The 23,805-nt window shown below is 60.3% G+C and carries 18 protein-coding genes and 1 pseudogene; 5 read left to right on the forward strand and 14 right to left on the reverse strand.

Going from position 1 to position 23,805, the window contains the following annotated elements; translation table 11 throughout:
• The first annotated feature begins 110 nt into the window (after positions 1-110).
• Positions 111-902, forward strand: a complete 792-nt coding sequence (locus OQ460_RS02990) for a hypothetical protein (RefSeq protein ID WP_410021915.1) — start codon at positions 111-113, stop codon at positions 900-902.
• 4 nt (positions 903-906) lie between these two features.
• Here OQ460_RS02990 and OQ460_RS02995 read toward each other — a convergent pair whose 3' ends face one another.
• From OQ460_RS02995 to OQ460_RS03055, 13 genes and pseudogenes are all read right to left on the reverse strand, one after another.
• Positions 907-1,503: a MarC family protein gene (locus OQ460_RS02995; RefSeq protein ID WP_410020427.1), complete on the reverse strand. Its 597-nt coding sequence runs from the start codon at positions 1,501-1,503 to the stop codon at positions 907-909.
• 139 nt (positions 1,504-1,642) lie between these two features.
• Positions 1,643-4,420: a hybrid sensor histidine kinase/response regulator gene (locus OQ460_RS03000; protein WP_410020428.1), complete on the reverse strand. Its 2,778-nt coding sequence runs from the start codon at positions 4,418-4,420 to the stop codon at positions 1,643-1,645.
• A 102-nt stretch (positions 4,421-4,522) separates the two neighbouring features.
• Positions 4,523-5,815: a phosphoribosylamine--glycine ligase gene (gene purD / locus OQ460_RS03005; protein ID WP_410020429.1), complete on the reverse strand. Its 1,293-nt coding sequence runs from the start codon at positions 5,813-5,815 to the stop codon at positions 4,523-4,525.
• Positions 5,816-5,985: 170 nt separating this feature from the next.
• Positions 5,986-7,593 carry a bifunctional phosphoribosylaminoimidazolecarboxamide formyltransferase/IMP cyclohydrolase gene (gene purH, locus OQ460_RS03010; RefSeq protein WP_410020430.1) on the reverse strand — a complete coding sequence of 536 codons (1,608 nt, stop codon included), beginning with the start codon at positions 7,591-7,593 and terminating at the stop codon, positions 5,986-5,988.
• Positions 7,594-7,674: 81 nt separating this feature from the next.
• Complete coding sequence (gene fis, locus OQ460_RS03015; protein WP_003221275.1) at positions 7,675-7,995, reverse strand: DNA-binding transcriptional regulator Fis; 321 nt, start codon at positions 7,993-7,995, stop codon at positions 7,675-7,677.
• Positions 7,992-8,987 carry a tRNA dihydrouridine synthase DusB gene (dusB, locus tag OQ460_RS03020; RefSeq protein WP_410020431.1) on the reverse strand — a complete coding sequence of 332 codons (996 nt, stop codon included), beginning with the start codon at positions 8,985-8,987 and terminating at the stop codon, positions 7,992-7,994. The genes fis and dusB overlap by 4 nt, the downstream gene beginning before the upstream one ends.
• A 185-nt stretch (positions 8,988-9,172) precedes the next feature.
• Complete coding sequence (locus tag OQ460_RS03025) at positions 9,173-10,381, reverse strand: DUF3426 domain-containing protein (RefSeq protein WP_410020432.1); 1,209 nt, start codon at positions 10,379-10,381, stop codon at positions 9,173-9,175.
• Between the two features lie 30 nt (positions 10,382-10,411).
• Complete coding sequence (gene prmA / locus OQ460_RS03030; protein ID WP_410020433.1) at positions 10,412-11,290, reverse strand: 50S ribosomal protein L11 methyltransferase; 879 nt, start codon at positions 11,288-11,290, stop codon at positions 10,412-10,414.
• A 211-nt stretch (positions 11,291-11,501) separates the two neighbouring features.
• Entirely contained in the window at positions 11,502-12,863 is a 1,362-nt protein-coding gene (gene accC, locus OQ460_RS03035) for an acetyl-CoA carboxylase biotin carboxylase subunit (protein ID WP_410020434.1), read from the reverse strand.
• 17 nt (positions 12,864-12,880) lie between these two features.
• Positions 12,881-13,342 carry an acetyl-CoA carboxylase biotin carboxyl carrier protein gene (gene accB, locus OQ460_RS03040; RefSeq protein WP_410020435.1) on the reverse strand — a complete coding sequence of 154 codons (462 nt, stop codon included), beginning with the start codon at positions 13,340-13,342 and terminating at the stop codon, positions 12,881-12,883.
• A gap of 24 nt (positions 13,343-13,366) precedes the next feature.
• The gene (gene aroQ / locus OQ460_RS03045; protein WP_410020436.1) at positions 13,367-13,822 is read right to left on the reverse strand and encodes a type II 3-dehydroquinate dehydratase; all 456 of its coding nucleotides are present in this window, start codon (positions 13,820-13,822) and stop codon (positions 13,367-13,369) included.
• Between the two features lie 297 nt (positions 13,823-14,119).
• A pseudogene (locus tag OQ460_RS03050) lies at positions 14,120-14,626 on the reverse strand (methyl-accepting chemotaxis protein); the annotation flags it as partial.
• Positions 14,627-16,135: 1,509 nt separating this feature from the next.
• Positions 16,136-17,806, reverse strand: a complete 1,671-nt coding sequence (locus OQ460_RS03055; RefSeq protein WP_410020437.1) for a diguanylate cyclase — start codon at positions 17,804-17,806, stop codon at positions 16,136-16,138.
• A gap of 273 nt (positions 17,807-18,079) precedes the next feature.
• Between OQ460_RS03055 and OQ460_RS03060 the strand changes: the two genes are divergently transcribed.
• From OQ460_RS03060 to speA, 4 genes are all read left to right on the forward strand, one after another.
• Positions 18,080-19,147 carry a DUF2333 family protein gene (locus tag OQ460_RS03060; protein ID WP_410020438.1) on the forward strand — a complete coding sequence of 356 codons (1,068 nt, stop codon included), beginning with the start codon at positions 18,080-18,082 and terminating at the stop codon, positions 19,145-19,147.
• A gap of 2 nt (positions 19,148-19,149) precedes the next feature.
• The gene (locus OQ460_RS03065) at positions 19,150-19,686 is read left to right on the forward strand and encodes an NUDIX hydrolase (protein ID WP_410020439.1); all 537 of its coding nucleotides are present in this window, start codon (positions 19,150-19,152) and stop codon (positions 19,684-19,686) included.
• A 195-nt stretch (positions 19,687-19,881) separates the two neighbouring features.
• Positions 19,882-20,253 carry a translation initiation factor Sui1 gene (locus tag OQ460_RS03070; protein ID WP_410020440.1) on the forward strand — a complete coding sequence of 124 codons (372 nt, stop codon included), beginning with the start codon at positions 19,882-19,884 and terminating at the stop codon, positions 20,251-20,253.
• 141 nt (positions 20,254-20,394) lie between these two features.
• Positions 20,395-22,308, forward strand: a complete 1,914-nt coding sequence (gene speA, locus OQ460_RS03075; protein ID WP_410020441.1) for an arginine decarboxylase — start codon at positions 20,395-20,397, stop codon at positions 22,306-22,308.
• A gap of 82 nt (positions 22,309-22,390) precedes the next feature.
• Here the strand turns inward: speA and OQ460_RS03080 are convergent, their stop codons facing one another.
• Positions 22,391-23,734, reverse strand: coding sequence for an MATE family efflux transporter (locus OQ460_RS03080; RefSeq protein WP_410020442.1), 1,344 nt, complete (start codon positions 23,732-23,734; stop codon positions 22,391-22,393).
• Positions 23,735-23,805 lie beyond the last annotated feature (71 nt).

Raw genomic sequence — 23,805 nt, forward strand, 5'->3', positions numbered from 1 at the left:
CGGCCGGTTTTTTCTTGTGCCGGAATCATCCTTTTCCTAACCCTCAAAAGCACGAACGGGCCGGCTAGTGTTTCCAGTAGACCCGTGTGGGTTTTTTTGGAGAAACAGGAATGGAGCGAAAACATAAACGGATCAATGTTGCCAAAAGGAACAAGCTCATTGCGACTTACAAATTGCCGTCCACCGCGGCGGCGCAGCACGCTTCACCCTTGTCTGCCGAAGCTGGAGCCGATGAAGATTTCAATGGTGCGGTAGTCAACAACAGCGTCTTTTCATTTGTAGCCGGCATGAGCCGCCTCAACAGGGAGTACACCCGCAAAAGCTATTTGTTGGCCAGCAGTTATGTGAGCGATGTGTTGAAACTGGAGCGGGGCACGCAAGCCTGGTATGACGAGTTCATCAGGGTCATGACCAGCCTGGGTTGGCTGCCTGTTCGCAGCAGCTTCGAACGAGTCGCGAATTCGAAGAAAGGGCTGAGTGTGCAAATGGCTGCGTTGAACATCATTGGCAGTACGGTCGCCTCGACGTCCCTGACGGGATCACTGGCGATGACGCTACCCAAGCTTGCGGCGGATGCTTTCGAGGCTTTGAAACAGCACCCGCAGTCTTTTGATTTGTTCACGCGAAACACCACTACCCATGAGGGCGGGGACTTCGGCCTGGCGTCCTGTTCAGAGGTCGACGGCGAGGTGCTGATGGTGCTGGTGATCTACAGTGTCCACGGCGTCAGCAAGAAAGTCGGGATACCCTTTATCGAATGGGACAGTTCATCGGTGCAAGCCTTCAGCGGCCGGACTTGCCTGGTGTTGAACCCTGCCGTTGTCAACGAAGCGACAATCAAACAGTTGCGTGAGAGCGCAGGAGATAAAGTGTCGCTGGCCATCGCGCAATACCGGATCTGATCATTCAGTGCACCAGGTAACCCCTGACCCCGGTAAAGATGATCTGCGCCGCCAATGCGCATACAAACAAGCCCATCAAGCGGCTGACAATCTGCAGGCCTTGGTCACCGAGAATGCGTTCAATACGGTTGGACAGGTACAGCACCACGCCCACCGTCAGGCTGGCCAAGGCAATACTCACAATAGCCATGAACTTGTCGTCCCAGTGGGGTTGGCTGACACCCATCACCAGCAATGCACCAATGGTGCCGGGGCCGACTGTCAGGGGGATGGTCAGGGGGACAATAGTGACATCCTGCTGCACATTGTCGGTCTGTACCGCGGACTTGCCCTGGGCCATGCCCAATGCAGAGATGAACAGCACACTGCCTGCGCCGATGCGAAAGGCATCCACGGTGATGCCGAATACGCTGAAAATCGTACGCCCGAACAAATAGAGCAAAACGCTCGACACCAGGGTGGCCAAGGCCACTTTCCAGGCCAGGCGCCGCCGCTCCTTGCTGGAATAGCCGCGGGTCAGGCTGATGAAGCAGGACAGGACGAAGAAGGGGCTATACAGCACCAGCATCTTCAAATAAACGCTGAACAACACGTGGAGCATGGCAGGAGCTCACAGCGAAGGAAGGCGAGGAGGAGTTTATCAGGACTGGGGCAATTGAACGGTACCGATTCCTGTAGGAGCGGGCTTGCCCGCGAAAAAACCGAGGGTGGTGCAATGAGTCAGGCGTTGCGCATTATCGTCAGGGTTCTTCGCGAGCAAGCTCGTTCTTGCAACGGCGAGCTACCCAATACTCCACCAACTCGCGCAGTTGCGACAACTCCACGGGTTTGGCCATGTGCCCGTCCATCCCGGCGTGGCGTGCACGTTCCTTGTGCTCCGAGAGGATATGCGCGGTCAGTGCCACCACTGGCGTACGCACGCGCTGGTTGCTGACTTCCCAGACCCGTAATTGTTGGGTCGCCGAGAAACCATCGAGAACAGGCATCTCGCAATCCATCAGTACCAGGTCGTAACGCTGGGCTTTCATTGCCTGCAACGCTTCCTCACCATTGCTGGCCGTGTCCGGCTGCAGGTTGAGTTTTCCGAGCATGCCGCGGATGACTTTGGTGGAGATGCTGTTGTCTTCGGCCACCAGAATGCGGAAGTCGCTGGGTACTGTCACGCTGACAGGTGCGCTTGAGAGCGGCTGGCGTGGCAGCACGATACCCTTGCTGCGCTGGGTCAACTCGTCGGCCAGGGTGGTCTTGAGGGTATATCCCGCTACCGGCTTGGCCAGGATGCGCTTGATCCCGCAGTTGCGCGCAATGATCTTGCTTGGCGCATTGCTGATTCCGGTGAGCATGATCAGCAGGATGTCGTGGTTCAGGCTCGGGTCTTCCTTGATCTTCGCCGCCAGTTGCATGCCTGTCATGCCGGGCATGTTCTGGTCCAGCAGGACCACATCGAAATAGTCGCGCAGGTGCGCCTTGGTGCGCAGCAGGGCCAGTGCTTCCTTGCCCGACGGCACGGCGCTGACATTCAAGCCCCAGGCGGTACATTGTTGCACCAGTACTTTGCGGCAGGTGTCGTTGTCGTCCACCACCAGCACCCGCGCATCGCGCAACGGGCCGTCGAGGTCGCTGGTCGGATGCTCCAGGCGTTCGGGATCCAGCGGCAGGGTCAGCCACAAGGTGCTGCCTTGCTGGCTACCGCTCTTGATACCGAATTCACCGTTCATCAACAGGATCAACTGGCGAGCGATCACCAACCCCAGATGACCGCTCAGGCGGGTGGCGGAGAGGAAATTCTTGCTGTGCAATTCGCTGTGCAGCAAGGCATCGCGTTCGGCGGCCTCCATCGGCACGCCGCTGTCCTGCACGGCAATGCGCAGGCGCGGTTTGCTGCTACGTTCATCCAGGGCCACGACGATCAGCACTTCGCCTTCATCGGTCTTTTGCAGGGCGTTTTCCAGCAGGCTCAGCAACGCCTGGCGCAGGCGCGTCGGGTCGCCGCTGATGACGCGTGGTACCTGCGGCTGGATAAAGCTGATCAGCTCTACATTTTGCTGCTCGGCCTTGGCGCGGAAGATGCTCAGGCAGTCCTCGATCAAGGCGTTGAGGTCGAACTGCACGTCATCAAGCTCGATCTGCCCGGATTCGAGCTTGGAGATGTCGAGGATTTCGTTGATCAGGGTCAGCAGCTCGTTGCCGGCGCTGTGGATGGTTTGCACGTAGTCACGTTGCTTGACCGATAAAGGGGTGCCCAGCAGCAGCTCGGTCATGCCCAGTACGCCGTTCATGGGGGTGCGGATTTCATGGCTTATCTTCGCCAGGAACTCGGCTTTGGCGGCGATTTCGGCATTGCTGGCGGCCAGGTCGCGACTGAGGCTGAAGCGGTCCTCGACGATGCTGCGCTGGCGCTCGCCCAGGGCCTGGCTCATCAACAGGCCGCTGATGCAGATGACGCCGAGTAGGGTGAGGATCAAATCGTGGGGGGCGGCCAGGGTCAACCCCAGCAAGGCCGGCAAGATAATCAGTATGCCGATGTTGAAAACCACCATGGCGAGCATGAACAGCCGTGCCGGGCGATAGCCCTTCTGCCAGTGATAGGCGGAGACAAACAGCATGCTCAAGCCGGCCAGCGCCACCAAGGCGTAGGTGATGATATTCAAGGGCAGGGTGTTGACGAACAGCAGCAACAAGCCGCACAGGATAATCAGCAGGACGTCTGCCATCAGCAGCTTGTTCAGCGGGTGTGGGCCCAGCGGGGCGAAGAAGCGATAGGTAAACATCAGCCCGCACGGTGCGGTCAGCAGCAAGGCCAGGTAAGCCCCTGGTGTCTGAATGGCATGCCAGTTGGGCAGCCACGGGCCGAGCAGGTTGAGCAACAGCAGCAGGCTAAGCAGCAACAGCGCTTCACAGGCTGCCAGCCACAAGCTGCTGCGGGAACGGTGGTAGGCGTAACGTGCGATGTTATGCAGGATCAACATCAGCAGACAGCCGAACAGCAGCCCATACACCAGTGTCTGGCTCTGATTGGCGGCGGCGAGGACGGCCGGCTCCAGGGTGATATATGGGCGCAGTTCATGCTCTGACACCAGGCGCACATATACATCCAGGGGCTTCTGGCTTTGTGGCATGGGCAACATGAAATCGCTGCTGGGCAGCGGGCGTTCGGCCTGGGGTTGGCGGGTGCCGGTGTTCAACTGTTCCAGCAGGGTGTCGCCATCGAGCACATACAGGTTCAAATGCGCCAGGTCAGGGGCGAAGATCCGCAGCACTTGTTCGTGCTTGCCGGGTTGAAGCTTGAAGCGTAACCACAACGCACCGTTGGCCGCGGATGCCGTGATCCGGTCCAGTTCGATGGGGCTGAATTGATTGATGTAGCGAGGGGAGCGGATATCGCTCAGCTGTAGATCGGCCTGTTCATCAAGCAATACCGCCCAACCGCTGCCTTGCGAGGCGGCCTGGGCCGGAAGCAAGCAGAGCAGGGTCAGCAGGCTGACGGTAAAACCTATGGCGATCCTGAGCCAGCGCACGGCGAAATCCCTTCGTAGGTTGATGCACGGGGTTAACTATGCGCGGGACAGTAACAGTAGGGCAAGGGCCGAAGGCCCCTGCCTGACCGAACGGATAGGTGCTTACTGATTCTCGCCACGTTCGCGGGCAATGGCGCGGTAGCCGATGTCCTTGCGGTAGAAACAGCCTTGCCAGTCAATCTTCGCGGCCAATGCGTAAGCCTGTTGCTGGGCGGCATCGACACTGGCGCCCATGGCCGTTGCGCACAAAACGCGACCACCGGCAGTGACGACCTTGCCATCCTTGAGCGCGGTGCCAGCGTGGAACACTTTGCCCTCAAGCAGGGCTGCCGCGTCCAGGCCTTCGATTACGTCGCCCTTGGCGTAGTCGGCAGGGTAACCACCGGCTGCCAGTACGATACCGACGCTCGGGCGTGGATCCCATTGTGCTTCAACCTTGTCCAGGGCCTGGGCCAGCGCAGCTTCTACCAGCAGCACCAGGCTTGATTGCAGGCGCAGCATCACTGGTTGGGTTTCCGGATCGCCAAAGCGGCAGTTGAACTCGATGACTTTCGGGTTGCCGGCCTTGTCGATCATCAGGCCTGCGTACAGGAAGCCGGTGTAGACGTTGCCTTCGTCGGCCATGCCGCGCACGGTTGGCCAGATCACCAGGTCCATGACGCGCTGATGGACTTGCGCCGTGACCACCGGAGCTGGTGAGTAGGCACCCATGCCGCCGGTGTTCGGGCCGGTGTCACCGTCGCCAACGCGTTTGTGGTCTTGGCTGGTGGCCATCGGCAAGACGTTCTTGCCGTCGACCATCACAATGAAGCTGGCTTCTTCGCCGTCGAGGAATTCTTCGATCACCACACGAGAACCTGCGTCACCGAACGCGTTGCCGGCGAGCATATCGCGCACGGCGTCTTCGGCTTCGCCCAGGGTCATGGCGACGATCACGCCTTTGCCGGCAGCCAGGCCGTCGGCCTTGATTACGATCGGAGCGCCTTTTTCACGCAGGTAAGCCAATGCAGGCTCGATCTCGGTGAAGTTCTGATAGTCGGCGGTCGGGATCTTGTGGCGAGCCAGGAAATCCTTGGTGAAGGCTTTTGATCCTTCCAACTGGGCGGCGCCGGCCGTCGGGCCAAAGCAATCCAGGCCACGGCTGCGGAACAGGTCCACGACGCCGGCCACCAGCGGCACTTCGGGGCCGACGATAGTCAGGGAAACGTTTTTCTCGGCGAAGTCGGCCAGTTGTTCCAGGGCCAGGACGTCGATTGCGACGTTCTCGCATTTGGCTTCAATGGCGGTACCAGCGTTGCCTGGGGCGACGAATACTTTCTGGACGCGTGGGTCCTGGGCAACTTTCCAGGCCAGGGCGTGTTCACGGCCACCGCTGCCAATGATAAGGACGTTCAAGTCAGACTCCTTCGGAGGAAGTTACAAGCTGCAAGCTGCAAGTTAGAAGCGATTCTCAGCGCTCGAAAGTGCAGCATCCAGCTGTGAATTAGAGATGCTGCAAACAGTAGTAAAAGCAACACCGTCCTGCTTTTACTTGCCGCTTGCAGCTTGAGCCTTGCCGCTCCACTTTAGTGGCGGAAATGGCGCATGCCGGTGAAGACCATGGCGATGCCGGCTTCATCAGCCGCCGCAATCACTTCAGCATCACGCATCGAGCCACCCGGTTGGATCACGGCGGTGACGCCAGCTTTCGCGGCGTTATCCAAGCCATCACGGAACGGGAAGAACGCATCGGAAGCCATGACTGAACCCGCCACCTGCAAGCCTGCATGCTCAGCCTTGATCGCGGCGATGCGCGCCGAGTTCACGCGGCTCATCTGGCCGGCGCCGACACCGATGGTCTGGCGATTCTTGGCGTAGACGATGGCGTTGGACTTGACGTACTTGGCCACTTTCCAGGCGAAGATCAGGTCGTTGATTTCCTGCTCGGTCGGAGCGCGCTGGGTGACGACTTTCAGGTCGCTGCTACCGATCATGCCAATGTCGCGGCTCTGTACCAGCAGGCCGCCATTGACACGCTTGTAGTCCCAGGCAGCGGCGCGGTCAGCCGACCATTCGCCACAGGCCAGCAGGCGTACATTGGCCTTGGCGGCAACGATGGCGCGGGCCTCTTCACTGACGGATGGCGCAATGATCACTTCAACGAACTGACGCTCGACGATGGCCTTGGCCGTTTCAGCGTCCAGTTCGCGGTTGAAGGCGATGATGCCGCCGAAAGCCGATTCAGTGTCGGTGGCATAGGCCAGTTCGTAGGCCTGGCGGATACCGCCTTCGGCGTCCGGGCTTACGGCCACGCCGCACGGGTTGGCGTGCTTGACGATTACGCAGGCCGGTTTGACGAAGCTCTTCACGCATTCCAGCGCGGCGTCGGTATCGGCCACATTGTTGTACGACAGCTCCTTGCCTTGCAGTTGGGTCGCGGTGGCGATACCGACTTCGGCAGGCGTCGCTTCCACGTAGAATGCCGCGCTCTGGTGCGGGTTCTCGCCGTAGCGCATTTCCTGGGCCTTGACGAACTGGCTGTTGAAGGTGCGCGGAAACTGGCTGCGGCCTTCGGTGCAGAGCGTTTCAGCTGCCTGGTTCACGGTGCCCATGTAGTTGGCGATCATGCCGTCGTAGGCGGCGGTGTGTTCGAAGGCCTTGAGCATCAGGTCGAAACGCTGGGCGTAGGTCAGGCCGCCGGCTTTGAGGTTTTCGAGTACCTGGGCGTAGTCGCTGGCGTTGACCACGATGGCCACGTCTTTGTGGTTCTTGGCCGCCGAGCGGACCATGGTCGGGCCGCCGATATCGATGTTTTCGATGGCGGTTGGCAGGTCGCAACCTGGTTTGTTGATGGTGGCTTCGAACGGATACAGGTTAACGGCCACCAGGTCGATCGGCTTGATGCCGTGCTCGTTCATGATGGCGTCGTCGATACCGCGACGGCCGAGGATCCCGCCATGGATTTTCGGGTGCAGGGTTTTGACCCGACCGTCCATCATTTCTGCGAAACCGGTGTAGTCCGCGACTTCTACTGCGGCCACGCCATTGTCCTGCAGCAGTTTGAAGGTCCCGCCGGTGGAAAGAATCTCCACCCCCAGGGCTTCGAGCTCCCTGGCAAATTCGAGGATCCCGGTCTTGTCGGAAACACTGATCAAGGCGCGGTGGATCGGCAGGCGGGTAGTCTGGTCGGTCATCTCAATTTCCATCAAAAGCAAAGGAGTCAGCAAAAAAGGCGACCGTTTTTACGCGGGCGCCTTTCTGGTTTGATTGAATGCTTACAGCAAATCGTACTGCTTGAGTTTCTTGCGCAGCGTGCCACGGTTGAGCCCGAGCAGCTCACTGGCCTTGGTCTGGTTGCCCTTGACGTAGTTCATCACGCTTTCGAGCAAGGGGGCCTCGACTTCGGAGAGCACCAGGTTGTACACATCCGTGACGGACGCGCCCTCAAGGTGGGCGAAATAATTGTGCAGCGCCTTCTCGACACTCCCGCGAAGGGTCTGGCCTTCTTCGCTTGGCGTGTTGAGGTGCTGTTTCAAATTGACGTTGTCGCTCACGGGTGCTGTTCCACTCACTAAAGTCTCGGTCATCATCGTCATGCGGCCACCCCCTGGCTCTTGTAACGTTCGGCGAAGAACTCACGAACGTAGGCGCACTGTGCTTCCGTATCATCCAAACGATTGAAGTGGGCGCGAAACTCCCTGGCGCCCGGCAAGGTTGCGAGATACCAGCCGACATGCTTGCGCGCAATGCGCACTCCCATCACGTCTCCATAGAAGGCATGCAGGGCGGCCAGATGCTCTAGCAGAATACGTTCCACCTCGATCAGCTCCGGTGCCGGCAGGGTGTCGCCGGTACGCAGAAAATGCTCGATCTCACGAAAAATCCACGGCCGCCCCTGGGCCGCCCGGCCAATCAACAGGCCATCGACACCGGTCGCATGCAGCACGCGTCGGGCTTTTTCGGCTGAGTCGATATCGCCATTGGCAAACACGGGCATGGACACCGCCTGCTTGATCGCGGCAATGGTGTCGTACTCGGCTTCACCGGTATAAAGGTCGGCGCGGGTGCGGCCATGTACCGCCAGCGCTGTAATACCCGCCTGTTCGGCGATCTTCGCCACCGTCAGGCCATTCTTGTGCTCCCGGTCCCAACCGGTGCGGATCTTCAGCGTGACCGGCACATCGACTGCAGCGACAACGGCATGCAGGATCTCGCTCACCAACTGCTCATCCTTCAACAGCGCGGAACCGGCGGCCTTGTTGCAGACCTTCTTTGCCGGGCAACCCATGTTGATATCAATAATCTGCGCCCCCAACTCGACGTTGGCCCTGGCTGCGTCCGCCAGCATCTGCGCGTCCCCACCGGCGATCTGTACCGAGCGGGGCTCGGGATCACCTTCGTGGATCATGCGCATCCTGGACTTGCGGGTGTTCCACAAACTCATGTCGCTGGTGACCATTTCCGAGACTACAAGCCCCGCACCCAAACGTTTGCACAACTGACGAAAGGGCTGGTCGGTGATGCCCGCCATCGGGGCGAGAATCAAGCCGTTCTGTAATGTGTATGGGCCGATGCGTACCGCCGACATAGGACTTCCCTGTTGTGGGGCCGGATCATTAGAGTTCGAAAAAGGGTTGGCATGATACCCGCTCTCGATGACTGGATAAAGGCTGAATTGGATAAAATCTGAACAGCTGCTTTCTTATCGCCACCGGTTAGGTCATCGCCAGTGTAGTCAGAAAACCGCCGTCAAACGCTCAAGCCTGCACCGATTCACTCGGGAGAGTGGAAGCTCAGGCTGTAGTTGACTGCTTTGTTGCCTGGGTCGAGGATATCCAGCGCGATGTGGATCGGCGTCTGGGATGGCATCTCGGTCTGTCCTGCCAACTCTCCGCTGAGGTATTCGGAGGGTTTGAAGCGCCGACTGGCGATCATCCGGCCATTGAGGTCCGCGAAGCGCAGCTCCAGCAGCGGGAACGGCTGGGAAAAGGTCGCGCGATTGTAAATGATCGCATCCACCACCAGGGCACCGGCAAATTCCGGATGGCTGCGCACTACCAGGTTGCTGCTCTTGATATGGGCGACATCAACCCGCGAAGGCACCGTACAGCCCAGTTTCGGGCACAACTCCTGGAACCAGGGGCGGTATTTGTCCTGGCGCGCCAGTTCGTCGAACTGATACGCAATGTATTGGCCGGCCAAGCCCGCCGCGGCCAGCAGTACCAGCGTCAGCCAGAGCAAGCGGCGTCCCAGGCCGGCAGGCCGCTTGCCGGTGTAGAGGTGCAGCGGGTCGTCTTCCAGGCCTTGCAGCATTTCGTCATGGGCGCTGGTCGTGGGGCGCGGGCGTTTGCGGCGGGTTTGCGCCTCCGGCTCGTCCTGCGAGGGGGCTGCTTCGGCGCCGATGGTCGGCACTGGCGGATCGAGGTCGTCATCAAGGGGGTGGGCATGCAACGATGGCCCGTCGTCCGGCTCGATGCTGGAAAATGACATTGACGGTTCGGTGCGCGTTGGTTTTCCTGGGGTTCGCTCAGGTATTTCGCCTGCTGCGTCAAATGACTCGGCCCGTTCGTCAGGTCGGTCGCTGAACAGGCTGGCGGCCCACTGCTCCTCTTCTGCCTTGGCCGTGTCGCGGCTGGCGCTGAGGGCCTCGTCGTTCGGTCGACGGTCGGCGCCTGAAGATTGAGTGTGTTGGATTTCCCGGCGTTCCAGCCTGGCCAGTTCCTCGTCCAGATCCAGGTTGTCGAGGTCCAGCTCTTCGGCACTCCATTGCTTTTGGCTGATGGCTCGCGGTGGCGTTTCTACGGCCGGGAGCGCTTGCGGCTCGGACGCACGGGCGTGCTGCTCCAGCAGTTGCCGGGCAGCACTGAACACTTGCAGGCAAGAGCCACAACGAACCACGCCGCGGGCCACGCTCAATTGAGCATGGTTGACGCGAAAGCGTGTCTGGCAATGCGGGCACTGGGTGACGAAACTGTCGGTCATGCGGCCATCCGATTCATGCAAGCATTCATTCTAGCGTCGGCGACCGCTGATGCGTACCCAGCCATCACGGTTGGCGATCGGGTCCAGGTCGAAGTCCTGAGCGTAGGCCGCGGCCACTTCTTCACCCTGTTCGGCGAGGATCCCCGACAGCGCCAGGCGCCCACCTGGCTTGACCAGGCTGGATAGTTGCGGCGCCAGGGCGACCAGCGGGCCGGCAAGGATATTGGCGACCAGCACGTCGGCCTGGACATGCGGTAATTGTTCCGGCAGATAAAGCGGGAACTTGTCTTCGGCAATGTTATTGCGTCCGGCATTGTCGCGGGACGCTTCCAGGGCCTGTACATCGATATCGGTGCCAACGGCTTGCCTGGCGCCCAGCAACAGGGCAGCGATGGCCAGGATCCCTGAGCCGCAGCCGAAGTCCAGCACGTTACAGTCTTTCAAGTCCTGGCCGTCGAGCCATTCCAGGCACAGCGCGGTGGTCGGGTGGGTGCCGGTGCCAAACGCCAGGCCCGGGTCCAGCAGCAGGTTTACCGCGTCCGGCTCGGGGGCGGCGTGCCAGCTCGGTACAATCCACAGGCGCTGGCCGAAACGCATCGGCTGGAAGTTGTCCATCCAACTGCGCTCCCAGTCCTGGTCTTCAATCACTTCGCTGTGATGCTCAGGCAACGGGCCGCCGGTGAGTAGCTCCAGGTGGGCGAGGACGCTGGCGGCATCAGTGCCGTCTTCGAACAGGGCCAGCAGGTGAGTGTGGGACCACAATGGCGTGGTGTTGAGTTCCGGCTCGAAGATCGGTTGGTCTTCGGCGTCCATGAAAGTCACCGAGACAGCGCCCACTTCGAGGAAAGCGTCTTCGTAGGTTTCGGCTTGTTCTGGGCTGATGGCGAGACGGACTTGCAGCCAAGGCATGGCGGGCACCTTTGAAAAAATGAGTGTGCAGCGGCGTGGGCTGCGAAAGGGCGCAAGTTTACGCGAGAGCAGGCCAGAAGACGACAGCGCCGACGATATGCGGTCCTGGGGATGTAGGCGCGACAAAATGTGGGAGCGGGCTCGCGCATTTGGATTGTGTGTCTCCACAAGCAACAAAGCCGCCCGAAGGCGGCTTTGTTGGGTGGCGCACTTACTGGTTGGCCAGTTTGTGTTCCAGGTAGTGGATGTTCACACCACCTTCGCAGAAGCCTTCATCGCGAACCAGATCCCGGTGCAACGGGATGTTGGTCTTGATGCCGTCGACCACGATTTCGTCCAGGGCGTTGCGCATACGGGCCATGGCCTCGTCGCGGGTTGCACCCCAGGTGATCAGCTTGCCGATCAGCGAGTCGTAGTTGGACGGAACCTTGTAGCCGCTGTACAGGTGCGAATCGACGCGAACGCCGTTGCCGCCTGGCGCATGGAAATGCTTGACCAGGCCTGGACTCGGGATAAAGGTTTTCGGGTCTTCGGCGTTGATCCGGCACTCCAGGGAGTGGCCGTGCATCTTCACGTCAGCCTGGGTAAACGACAGCTTGTTGCCAGCGGCGATGCTCAGCATCTCCTTGACGATGTCGATACCGGTGACCATCTCCGAAACCGGGTGCTCTACCTGCACGCGAGTGTTCATCTCGATGAAGTAGAAACGGCCGTTCTCGTACAGGAACTCGAAAGTACCGGCACCACGGTAGTTGATGTCGATGCAGGCCTTGACGCAACGCGCCAGGACTTCTTGGCGTGCAGTCTCATCCAGGCCCGGTGCCGGCGCTTCTTCCAATACCTTCTGGTGACGACGTTGCAGCGAGCAATCGCGGTCGCCCAGGTGGATGGCTTGGCCCTGGCCGTCGGACAGCACCTGGACTTCCACGTGACGTGGGTTGGTCAGGTACTTCTCCAGGTAGACCATCGGGTTGCCGAACCAGGCACCCGCTTCGGAACGGGTCTGCTTGGCCGCTTCGATCAGGTCTTCTTCCTTGTGCACCACGCGCATGCCGCGACCGCCACCGCCACCAGCGGCCTTGATGATCACCGGGTAGCCGACTTCACGGCCAATGCGCAGGGCGGTTGCCTCGTCTTCAGGCAGCGGGCCGTCGGAGCCAGGAACGGTTGGCACACCGGCTGCGATCATGGCGTCCTTGGCCGATACCTTGTCGCCCATCAGGCGAATGGTTTCGGCTTTCGGGCCGATGAAGGCAAACCCGGATTTTTCCACCTGTTCGGCGAAATCAGCGTTTTCCGCAAGGAAGCCGTAGCCAGGGTGGATGCCATCAGCGCCGGTCACTTCAGCGGCAGCGATGATGTTCGAGACCTTCAGGTACGAGTTCGCGGCCAGTGGCGGGCCGATGCAGATGCTTTCGTCCGCCAGTTTCACGTGCATCAGTTCGGTATCGGCCGTCGAGTAAACAGCGACGGTCTTGATGCCCTCTTCCTTACAGGCGCGCAGGATACGCAGCGCGATCTCGCCGCGGTTGGCGATCAGGACTTTTTGCAGTTTCTTCGCAGGTTTCAACATCGAAGGCGCTCCGCGGTTCAAACGATGGTGAACAGCGGCTGGTCGTACTCAACCGGCTGACCGTTTTCTACCAGGATGGATTCGATGACGCCGGCTTTTTCAGCAGTGATGTGGTTCATCATTTTCATCGCTTCAACGATGCAAATGGTGTCGCCCACTTTCACGGTCTGGCCCACTTCAACGAACGCTGGCGAGGTCGGTGCCGGGGTGCGGTAGAAAGTACCGACCATTGGCGACTTGACCACGAAGCCGTTCAGCACTGGCGCGGCAGGCGCAGCAGGGGCCGCGGCAACAGGTGCGGTGGCCGGTGCGGCAGCGGCAGGTGCCGGTGCTTGCATCTGAGGCGCGTAGAACTGCTGGGCCGGGGTCTTGCTGTGGCGACTGATCCGTACGGACTCTTCGCCTTCCTTGATTTCCAGCTCGTCGATACCGGACTCTTCCAGCAGTTCGATCAATTTCTTAACTTTACGGATATCCATGAATCATCAACTCCCAAGGGTTGGTCAGGGGCGTTTAGCCTGTTCTTCAAGTTGTTCCAGGGCGGCCTCCAGGGCCAGTCGATAACCGCTGGCGCCAAGGCCGCAGATCACTCCTACCGCTACGTCGGAGAAGTAAGAGTGATGGCGGAAAGCTTCGCGTTTGTACACGTTGGATAAATGCACTTCGATGAATGGGATGCTCACCGCCAGCAGCGCGTCACGTAATGCAACGCTTGTGTGCGTAAAAGCGGCGGGATTGATCAGGATGAAGTCCACGCCTTCGCTACGGGCGGCGTGAATGCGATCAATCAATTCATACTCGGCATTGCTTTGCAGGTAGAGCAAATGGTGGCCGGCTTCACGGGCCCGTCGCTCCAGATCAAGGTTGATCTGTTCGAGGGTCACTGCCCCATAGACGCCCGGTTCGCGGGTGCCGAGCAGGTTCAGGTTGGGTCCGTGCAGAACCAGTAAGGTCGCCATCGGCTGTTCCTTGTTATTGATGTGGGGGCGGCAGAACCCGGCGACTATGCCGCAAAGACTTTGTGACTGTCCAGTTCTCTGCAATAGCCAGCACGATTAGCGAGGATTGCGCAAAATTTGTGACCGCGAGACTGGAAGCAGTCACTGGAAACACAGTCTTGAAGCCATTGAAGATCAACGTGTGGGAGGGGGCTTGCTCCCGATTGCAGTGTATCGGCTGCAAATTACTTGGCTGAGACACCGCTATCGGGAGCAAGCCCCCTCCCACACGTTGATTTTCAGATGACTTGGGATGGGTCAGACGCGGAAGGCCTGCACGGCGGTGTTGAGCTGCCCGCCCAGCACCAACAGGTGTTCGCCCTGGCTGCGGCCCTGGCCAATACGCAGCAGATTATCCTCGCCCAATTGATGAATCCGCTCACTGTTATCACGGATTTCACTGACCGCGCCGCTTTGCTGGGCGGTCACATCGGCAATCCGCACGGCGGTATCGGAAATGGTCTGTATCGCGCCGACGATTTCATCCAGTGCGCCATCTGCGGCCTGGGCTTGCTGGGCGGTGGCTTCGGCATGTTCGACCTGGGCGCGCATGCCTTCCACCGATTGCCGGGCGGCGGTTTGCAGGCCGGCAATCAGGGTCTGGATCTGTGCGGTGGCGCCTGCGGTGCGCTGGGCCAGGGAGCGCACTTCATCGGCGACCACCGCGAATCCACGGCCGGCTTCACCGGCGCGGGCCGCTTCGATGGCGGCGTTCAGCGCCAGCAGGTTGGTCTGGTCGGCAATCGATCGAATCACCGTCAGCACGCTGCCGATGGTGGCGGACTCTTCGGCCAGTTGTTCAATCATCTGCGCATTGCCTTGCACCTCGCCCACCAGCGCATGCAAGCCGGTCAGGCTCAGGCCAATAACGCGCTGGCCTTGCTCAACGGCCTCGCCGGCGCTGCGGCTGGCACTCGCCGCCTGGCTGGCATCACCAGCAACTTGCTGGATAGTGGCCTCCAGCTCGCCCAGGGAGTCACGGATTTGCGCAGTGTCACCGGCCTGTCGTTCGGCACCTTCATGCATGCCGCTGCTCAGTTCGGCCAGGGCACTACTGCTACCGGCCACTTGCTCGGCATTCATGCGGATGGTACCGACCAGGTCCACCAGATAAGCGCGCAGGCGATTGAGGGACTCTTCAATGTCATGCAGTTCGCGGTTGGTCCTGCCCAGGGCGATACTCTGGCTGAAATCGCCGTCGGCCCAAGTGGACAGAGCGGGCGCCAGGTTGGTCAAGACCCGTGACAGGCGCCGTTGCAAGGTGTCGATCAGTAAGGCGATCAATAGGATCAGACCGATCATCACGCCTTGCATCAAGCGTACTTCGCCCTGGATTTGTCCGTGTTGGGCGCGTACCTGCGGCTCCAGTGCGGCGATGGCTTGCTGCACGGTGTCGATTTTCAGGTGGGTGGCGCCAGCCAGTTCCGCGCGCGTTTGGATTTGTTCGCGGGTGCGCGCAAGCTCGGCCGGGTAGCGGTTCAACAAACTGTTGAGCTCGCGTTTGAGCTCGACGCCGGTATCCACTGCAACGGTTTTTTCGCTGTTCTCCAGGCCCATCAGCGCCGAGAAATCGTCGCTGTTGGACGCGTTACTGGCGGTGACGCCCAGCAGCGGCAATTGTTCAAGGAGGTCGGCCTGGCTGCGGATGTTGGTCAGTTCGCGCTCGACATCGACGGTCAACTCGCTGCGCCCACTGCTGACCAATTTGTCACGGGCCAGTGAAAGCTTGGCCAGATGCTGGGAAGCCGCCAGCAACGGCGGCAGATAACGTGCCGCTTGCGGTGAGTTGACGCCGGTGGCGTACAGGCTCAGTTGTTCCAGATTGGCCCCCAGTTCACGTTCGGCCTGCAGCAGCAGTGCCTGCGGGTCGCCGGCCAGTTTGCCGGCGGCCAGCAGGTCGGTTTTGCTGAAGTTTTCCAGGTCGGCGAGGCTGGGGCGCAGCTCCTGCGCCAATTGCGGTGGCAGCGAGTCCAGTTGCCGCGCCAGTTCTTCCAGGCTCTGGCTGGCGTGGCTCAAACGCAGGGCATCGCCACTGGCCAGGTAGTCGTCAATGCTGCGCGCGACCTGGTTCTGGAACGTCTGGGACAACCCCAAATAGCGCTCCATCAATAGATAAGGTCGCTCCAGCGCCCGTTGTGACCACCAGAGCGTAGCGCCCAGGGCCAGGCAAACGGCGACCAGCAGGAGAGTGTTCAGATTCGTCAGCAGCTTCAGGCGCATGCGTGGTTTCAACCAACGGCAGAAGGATAAGTGCCTGAAGTTATTGCGTTTTCATTACAGCGTTATGACGGATTGGGCGGAGTTCGATGAAAAGATGGCACTTTGCCTTGACGGGTCCGAAGCCAATACCCGATTGCGGCCGGCATCCTTGGCGCGATACAGCGCCTCGTCGGCCTGGGCGGCCATCATCAGGCTGTCGCAGCCGTCGCGTAGTTCTACGACGCCGGCGCTGAACGTACACCACAAATCCTGCGGCTGGGCCGGGTAGTGGATTTCGGCAAAGCGCCTGCGGATTTCGTCCAGCACTTTGCAGGCCGCATCCAGATCGGTATCGGGCATGACAATGGCGAACTCTTCGCCGCCATAACGGCCAATGAAATCGGTCTTGCGCAGGCGCTGCTTGAGAAACAGCGCCAGGCTTTTGATCACACGGTCGCCCATGGGGTGGCCGTGGCTGTCATTGACCCGCTTGAAGTGGTCGATATCAAGCATTGCGAAACTCAGCGGCTTGTTCTCGCGACGTGCACGGAAGCTACAGTCTTCCAGCAATTGCAGGATGTGGGTGTGGTTATACAGCCCGGTCAGGCTGTCGCGCACCATTCGCGCCTTGAGATGACGGGCACGTGCTGCGCGATTGCGTACCGTGGTAATCAGGTGCCGGGGCTTGATGGGCTTGGTGAGGAAGTCGTCGCCGCCTTCGCTCATGGCGTCCAGTTGTTTGTCCAGGTCATCTTCGGCCGACAGGTAAATGATCGGCACGCTGACATAGCGGTCATTGTGGCGAATCACTTTGGCCAGTTCGGTGCCGGTGCAGGCCGGCATGTACATGTCGAGGATGATCAGGTCGGGCTGGAAATCCGCCAGTTCGGCCATCGCCTGGATCGGTTCGATCAGCGTACGGGTAATGATCCCGGCGCTGTTGAGCAGGCGCTCGGTGTGCATCGCCTGGGCGCGGGAGTCGTCGATGATCAGCACCTTGTAAGGTTCGTACTGCGCGACGCAGGTCAGGACTTCGATTTTTTCCAGCAGGCTTGAGGCCTCCAGGGTGCCGGTCAAAAACTCCTGGCCACCGGCGCGCACGGCGGCCAGGCGGGTCGGGGTGTCGGTTTCGTGCAGGCTGAAAAACAGCAGCGGCAGTTTCTGCTCCAGGCCCGCCTGGGCTTCGGCGGCCAACTCCAGGCCCAGGCCGCAGCCGCAGAAATCCACGTCCATCACAATCGCGGCCGGCAGGCGCTCGGCCATGGATGAGCGGAAGGCTGCGACGCTGTCGAGGGACTGCGCACTCAGGCCAAAAAACTCCAGCTGCTTGGCCAGGCGCTCGGCGCGGTCGTGATCGGCCAGCATCACGTAGATCGGCTTGCGCATCGGTGGCAGGAGGGTTTGGTCGAGCTGGTCGCCCTGGCGCAAACCGGTGCGCGACAAACGCTGCATCAAACGATTGAGTTCGCTGATCAAGTGGCTGCTCAGGCGGCCGCGGTTATCGTCCACCGCCTTCAGGGAATCGATGATGTGCCGGGCCAGTTGGCCGTGCTCGGGCTGTTCGAAGCGTTCGGCAAAACGCAACAAACGCAGGTTGGCTTCGCTGAGCTCGGCCAAATCGGTGCTTGACCATTCGCTGCGTTGCAAGCGCTGCCAGATCTCAAGAATTTGACGGGCCTGATGAATTACCCGCTGGGCAAAGTGGTGCTTGAGACGCTCGCGGCTGGGGTCTTCTGACTCGGTCATATCCTGACTACTAGGTGAGGGTGCATGCTGAGGTCGACTGATGGCTCTATGCTAGCACCTCTTTACATTTGCACGTATGTCATACGTCAATTAATGCGGCACCCTGAAGATTCATTTCCTGACCGTTCGGTCGCATAGGCGCAAAAGCGTCCATCCTTTATAGTTGAGCGCCACCTTTGCACCGCCTCGATTAAAAGCCCCGCACACATGGGCACGATGGGTTAGGGTTGTGGTCGTAGCTATTGAACTCAAGTGACTGGAAGGATATCCGCCATGCTGGACTGGAAAAACCGCGCAGGCAGCGCTCCGGGCCCAAGCCCTGCGCCCAAGTCAGCCCCCCGCAGTTATTTTCGCAATCTGCTGATGAGCCGGGCCCTGCTGACCCTGGTTGTCTTGTATCTGTTGGTCGCCGGTGCGATGGGTTGGTACTGGAGCGCCGAGCCTGCTTTGTTCCCGGTCCAGCAGAACGCACAAGTGGCGGCGGAGAAAGAAGGCAAGCAAATGGTGCTGGGTTTCACCACCGTCGAAACCCTCAAGACGGTCGTGGGAACCTTGCTCAACAAGCCAGGCGGTTATATTTCCAACGACCGTTTTCCGCCAGGCCTGTGGATGGACAACATGCCAAGCTGGGAATACGGCGTGCTGGTCCAGGTGCGTGACCTGACCCGTGCCCTGCGCAAGGATTTCGCCCGCTCCCAGTCGCAATCGGCGGAAGACGCCGACCTGGCCAAGGCCGAGCCGCGTTTCAACTTCGATAACAAGAGCTGGGTGTTGCCGTCCAGCGAATCGGAATACCAGGAAGGCATCAACTCCCTGAGCCGCTATTCAGTGCGCCTGTCCGATCCCAATCAGAAAGGCGCGCTGTTTTATGCGCGTGCCGACAACCTGAACAACTGGCTGGGGGATGTCGCCACGCGCCTGGGTTCGTTGTCGCAACGGCTTTCGGCCAGTGTTGGCCGGGTCAAGCTCAACACCGCCTTGAAGACCGAGACCCTGGCGCCAGGCGAAGTACCGCAGGTTGACGAGGAAGTGGTGGAAACACCGTGGATGCAAATCGACAACGTGTTCTACGAAGCGCGTGGCCAGGCGTGGGCCTTGTCTCATCTGTTGCGCGCCATCGAAGTTGATTTCGCCGATGTGCTGGCCAAGAAGAACGCCACCGTCAGCGTGCGCCAAATCATTCGTGAGCTGGAAGCATCGCAAGAAACCCTGTGGAGCCCGATGATCCTCAACGGCAGCGGCTATGGCGTGCTGGCCAACCATTCGCTGGTCATGGCCAACTACATTTCCCGGGCCAATGCGGCGGTGATCGATTTGCGCCAACTGCTTAACCAGGGCTGAAAATGGACGCGGCCGCCAAGGAAGCTGCGCATCGCTCGGCTTCCGATGCTGAAATGATCGCCTGGGTCGACGAGCAGGACAACCTGCTCGGTTCCCTGGTGCGCTCCGAGCTGCGCCGACGCGGCCTGATCGGCCGCTGTACCTTTATCTTCCTGTTCAACTCTGCCGGTGAACTGTGTGTACATCGGCGCACCTTGAGCAAAGCTTTGTATCCCGGTTTCTGGGACACGGCGGCTGGAGGCATGGTGGCAGAGGGTGAGAGCTATGCCGAGTCTGCCGCCCGGGAGCTGGAGGAAGAGTTGGGAGTTGGCGGGGTGGAGTTGATCGAACATGACCACTTCTACTTCGAGGAAGGCGATAGCCGGCTGTGGTGCCGCTCCTTCTCCGCCGTGTGGGACGGCCCCTTGCGTTTGCAGCCGGAAGAGGTGATGGAAGCGCGCTTTCTGCCCATCGAAACGGTCCTGGAGGAGGCCAGGCACAAGCCCTATTGCCCGGATGCCCAGGAAGGCTTGCACCGCTATCTGGCCTCACGTCGCTAAACTTGTATAAATTGGCGCCATTTGGCTCTTAGCAAGGGCGCTCTTTGTGGTTACACTGCGCGACTTTTCAAGCCGAAGCGCCGATATCCCTTAATGGGTGCGGTTCGGTAGCGCTGCCCCTGCCTGAGTGGGGCTTCGCGGTCAGTGACCGGTTGCTGGTCCTGATCAGTCTTTGTCCTCCCAAGAGGATTGCCGGTGGCCAAAAAAGCCGCATCCTTCGCCGCCCTTGGTGGCTTGGTATTCTCCACCGACGCAGGTCGACACTGCCCGGACTGTCGCCAGCCCGTGGACGCCTGCACCTGCAAACAGACGCTGATTCCCGAAGGCGATGGCATTGCCCGCGTACGTCGCGAAAGCAAAGGCCGTGGCGGCAAGACGGTAACTACCATTACCGGGGTGCCCCTGGCTGCCGAGCCGCTCAAGGAGCTGGCCACCACGCTGAAAAAGCGCTGTGGCACCGGAGGCGCCGTTAAGGACGGGGTCATCGAAATCCAGGGCGATCATGTCGAGTTGCTGTTGGGCGAGCTGATCAAGCTCGGTTACAAGGCCAAGAAGTCCGGCGGCTGAAGCCTCTTCCCGACCTGTGTCTAAACTCTGTCCTGCAAGTGAGGTCTACGTCCCTTGCAGGCAAATCGTCATTTTCACACTTTAGACTGCGCCAGCCTCTGACTTGGGGTGGCGCTCTTCGACTTTATATAGGGGACTTCGATGTCCGTACGACGCACACGCAAAGACGATGGCAGCCAATGGACAGTTGCGGACAGCCGCAGTGTTTACGGGATTCGCCATTGGGGGGCCGGATATTTCGCGATCAATGATGCCGGTCGCGTTGAAGTCCGTCCGAACGGCCCGAACAGCACGCCTGTCGATTTGTACGAGCAAGTGGATCAGTTGCGCAAGAGCGGCTTGTCGCTGCCGTTGCTGGTGCGCTTCCCGGACATCCTGCAAGACCGCGTGCGCCAATTGACCGGTGCATTCGATGCCAATATCGAGCGGCTGGAGTACCAGAGCAAATACACCGCGCTGTACCCGATCAAGGTCAACCAGCAGGAGGCGGTGATCGAAAACATCATCGCCACGCAAAACGTTTCCATTGGCCTGGAAGCCGGCTCCAAGCCAGAGCTGCTGGCCGTACTGGCGCTGGCGCCGAAGGGCGGCACCATTGTGTGCAACGGTTATAAAGACCGTGAGTTCATCCGCCTGGCGCTGATGGGCCAGAAGCTGGGTCACAACGTCTTTATTGTGATCGAGAAAGAGTCTGAAGTTGCGCTGGTGATCGAAGAAGCGGCCAATCTCAAGGTCAAGCCCCAGGTTGGCTTGCGGGTCCGCCTGTCGTCCCTGGCGTCGAGCAAGTGGGCCGACACCGGTGGCGAAAAATCCAAATTCGGCCTGTCGGCGGCGCAACTGCTGTCGGTGGTCGAGCGTTTCCGCGGCGCTGGCCTGGACCAGGGCATCCGCTTGCTGCACTTCCACATGGGTTCGCAGATCGCCAACCTGGCGGATTACCAGCACGGCTTCAAGGAAGCCATTCGTTACTACGGCGAGCTGCGCAACCTCGGCCTGCCGGTGGATCACATCGACGTCGGCGGTGGCCTGGGCGTGGACTACGATGGTACTCACTCGCGTAACGCCAGCTCGATCAACTACGACATGGACGATTACGCAGGTGTCGTGGTGGGCATGCTCAAGGAGTTCTGCGACGCGCAGAGCCTGCCGCACCCGCATATCTTCTCCGAGAGCGGCCGTTCCCTGACCGCCCACCACGCCATGCTGGTGGTGCAAGTCACCGACGTCGAGAAACACAACGACGACGTACCGCTGATCGAGAACAAGGAAGCCCTGCCCGAAACCGTGCAATGGCTGGTGGACCTGCTGGGCCCGACCGACATCGAAATGGTCACCGAAACCTACTGGCGCGCCACTCACTACATGAGCGATGTGGCCACCCAGTACGCCGACGGCAAGCTGACCCTGGCGGAAAAAGCCCTGGCTGAGCAGTGCTATTTCGCCGTGTGCCGCCGCCTGCATAACTCGTTGAAAGCCCGCCAGCGCTCCCACCGCCAGGTGCTGGACGAGCTCAATGACAAGCTGGCCGACAAGTACATCTGCAACTTCTCGGTATTCCAGAGCCTGCCGGACACCTGGGCCATCGGCCAGGTACTGCCGATCCTGCCGCTGCATCGTCTTGACGAAGAGCCGCTGCGTCGTGCCGTGCTGCAAGACCTGACCTGTGACTCTGACGGCAAGATCAAGCAATACGTCGACGAACAGAGCATCGAGACCAGCCTGCCGGTTCATGGCTTGAAGGATGGCGAGGATTACCTGCTGGGGATTTTCCTGGTGGGCGCTTACCAGGAAATCCTGGGCGACATGCACAACCTGTTCGGTGACACTGATTCGGTGAACATCTACCAGCGTGAAGATGGCTCGGTGTACAGCGCCGGCATCGAGACCCACGACACCATCGAAGACATGCTGCGTTACGTGCACTTGTCGCCGGAGGAATTGATGACGCACTACCGCGACAAGTGCGCCAGCGCCAAGATCAGTGCCAGTGAGCGGACGCAGTTCCTCGATGCGTTGCGGTTGGGGCTGACCCGTTCGTCTTACCTGTCCTCATAAGGCAGGCACAGATCGGGCTTGTGTGGGAGCGGGCAAGTCGAATCGTCGCACCGCCGCTCCCACATTTTTGGACTGCGCTCCTTCAGCTTGCGCCTAACCAAAGCCCCTGCCGATTCAGTCGCCAAGCAATTGCCCACAGCGTCAGACTGCGAACCGCCATGAACAGCAGGAAAGCTATCCACAGTCCGTGGTTACCCAGCCCCTGCAACACCCATGCAAACGGCAGCACAATCAGTACCGTCAACAGCATTCCATTGCGCATTTCCCGCGCACGCGTTGCACCGATAAACAGGCCGTCCAACAAATAACTCCACACCGCAATCAGCGGCAATACCGCAAGGTACGGCAGGTAGATATCGGCAGTTGCGCGCACGCTGGGAATATCCGTCTGCATGGCGATAAACAGATGACCTGCCAGCGTGAACAGCAACGCAAACCCGACACTGGCAATCAGCGACCAACCGCCAGCCACCACCAGTGAACGCCGCAGGGATTGCCGGTCATGGGCGCCGATGGCGTGGCCGCACAAGGCTTCTACCGCGTGGGCCAGACCGTCCAGGGCATGGGCCGTGAGCAACAGCCCGTTGAGTAGCAGCGCATTGGCCGCGACCGTGGCATCCCCCAGCCGCGCACCTTGCACGGTGATCATGAAAAACACGGACTGCAATGCCAGGCTGCGGATGAAAATATCGCGGTTTACCGCCAATAGCGCGCGCCAGCTTTGCCAGACCTTGAGCGCCGCCCAGGCGATGTGGCCGGGGTAGGCGCGCAGGGCTTTTTGCGTCAAGGCCAGGCCGAGGATGGCGCCGGTCCATTCGGCGATGACCGAGGCGCGAGCGGAGCCGACTACGCCCCAGTCCAGCCCGAGTACAAACCACAGGTTGAGGGCGATATTCATCAGGTTGGTGGTCAACAGAATCGCCAGTGGTGCACGGGCGTTTTGTGTACCGAGGAACCAGCCCACCAGCGCATACGTGGCGAGCGTGGCGGGCAGGCCGAACAAGCGGGTGTGGAAGAAGTCGCGGGTCAGTTGATTGAGTTCAGGGGAAGGTTGCATCCATTCCAGCGCGAGGTGGCTGAAGGGGATGCCCACCGTACCCAGCAGCATCGCCAGGCCCAGCGCCAGTAACAAGCCTTGCAGCAGGATTTGCCGCAGCGCCGCGCCATCATTGCGCCCGGCAGCCTGGGCGGCAAACCCGGTGGAGCCCATGCGCAGGAAACCCATGGCCCAGGCGAGGAAGGTATACAGGCTGGCGCCCACGGCCACGGCACCCAACTGATGAGCGTGGGGCAGGTGGCCGATGACCATGCTGTCCACCAACGCCACCAGGGGGACGGAGATGTTCGACAGAATCATCGGCGCGGCAAGCGCCCAGACACGGCGATGGGTGGGGCGGTGGCGCCAGTCGGTGAGCAGGGCAGTCATTGGGGCTCCTTGGGGAGCGGTATTGTAACTGCGGTGATGCTGAGAACCACCCCTCAAGTCCGCCCCGGACT

The sequence above is a fragment of the Pseudomonas imrae genome (assembly GCF_046352735.2).
Taxonomy (GTDB): domain Bacteria; phylum Pseudomonadota; class Gammaproteobacteria; order Pseudomonadales; family Pseudomonadaceae; genus Aquipseudomonas; species Aquipseudomonas imrae.

Excerpts from the sequence above, each read along its gene's own strand:
- OQ460_RS02990 (WP_410021915.1), top strand. The coding sequence starts at position 111 with ATGGAGCGAAAACATAAACGGATCAATGTTGCCAAAAGGAACAAGCTC.
- OQ460_RS02995 (WP_410020427.1), bottom strand. The coding sequence starts at position 1,503 with ATGCTCCACGTGTTGTTCAGCGTTTATTTGAAGATGCTGGTGCTGTAT.
- purH (WP_410020430.1), bottom strand. The coding sequence starts at position 7,593 with ATGACCGACCAGACTACCCGCCTGCCGATCCACCGCGCCTTGATCAGT.
- fis (WP_003221275.1), bottom strand. The coding sequence starts at position 7,995 with ATGACGATGATGACCGAGACTTTAGTGAGTGGAACAGCACCCGTGAGC.
- dusB (WP_410020431.1), bottom strand. The coding sequence starts at position 8,987 with ATGTCGGCGGTACGCATCGGCCCATACACATTACAGAACGGCTTGATT.
- OQ460_RS03025 (WP_410020432.1), bottom strand. The coding sequence starts at position 10,381 with ATGACCGACAGTTTCGTCACCCAGTGCCCGCATTGCCAGACACGCTTT.
- prmA (WP_410020433.1), bottom strand. The coding sequence starts at position 11,290 with ATGCCTTGGCTGCAAGTCCGTCTCGCCATCAGCCCAGAACAAGCCGAA.
- accC (WP_410020434.1), bottom strand. The coding sequence starts at position 12,863 with ATGTTGAAACCTGCGAAGAAACTGCAAAAAGTCCTGATCGCCAACCGC.
- accB (WP_410020435.1), bottom strand. The coding sequence starts at position 13,342 with ATGGATATCCGTAAAGTTAAGAAATTGATCGAACTGCTGGAAGAGTCC.
- aroQ (WP_410020436.1), bottom strand. The coding sequence starts at position 13,822 with ATGGCGACCTTACTGGTTCTGCACGGACCCAACCTGAACCTGCTCGGC.
- OQ460_RS03055 (WP_410020437.1), bottom strand. The coding sequence starts at position 17,806 with ATGACCGAGTCAGAAGACCCCAGCCGCGAGCGTCTCAAGCACCACTTT.
- OQ460_RS03060 (WP_410020438.1), top strand. The coding sequence starts at position 18,080 with ATGCTGGACTGGAAAAACCGCGCAGGCAGCGCTCCGGGCCCAAGCCCT.
- OQ460_RS03065 (WP_410020439.1), top strand. The coding sequence starts at position 19,150 with ATGGACGCGGCCGCCAAGGAAGCTGCGCATCGCTCGGCTTCCGATGCT.
- speA (WP_410020441.1), top strand. The coding sequence starts at position 20,395 with ATGTCCGTACGACGCACACGCAAAGACGATGGCAGCCAATGGACAGTT.
- OQ460_RS03080 (WP_410020442.1), bottom strand. The coding sequence starts at position 23,734 with ATGACTGCCCTGCTCACCGACTGGCGCCACCGCCCCACCCATCGCCGT.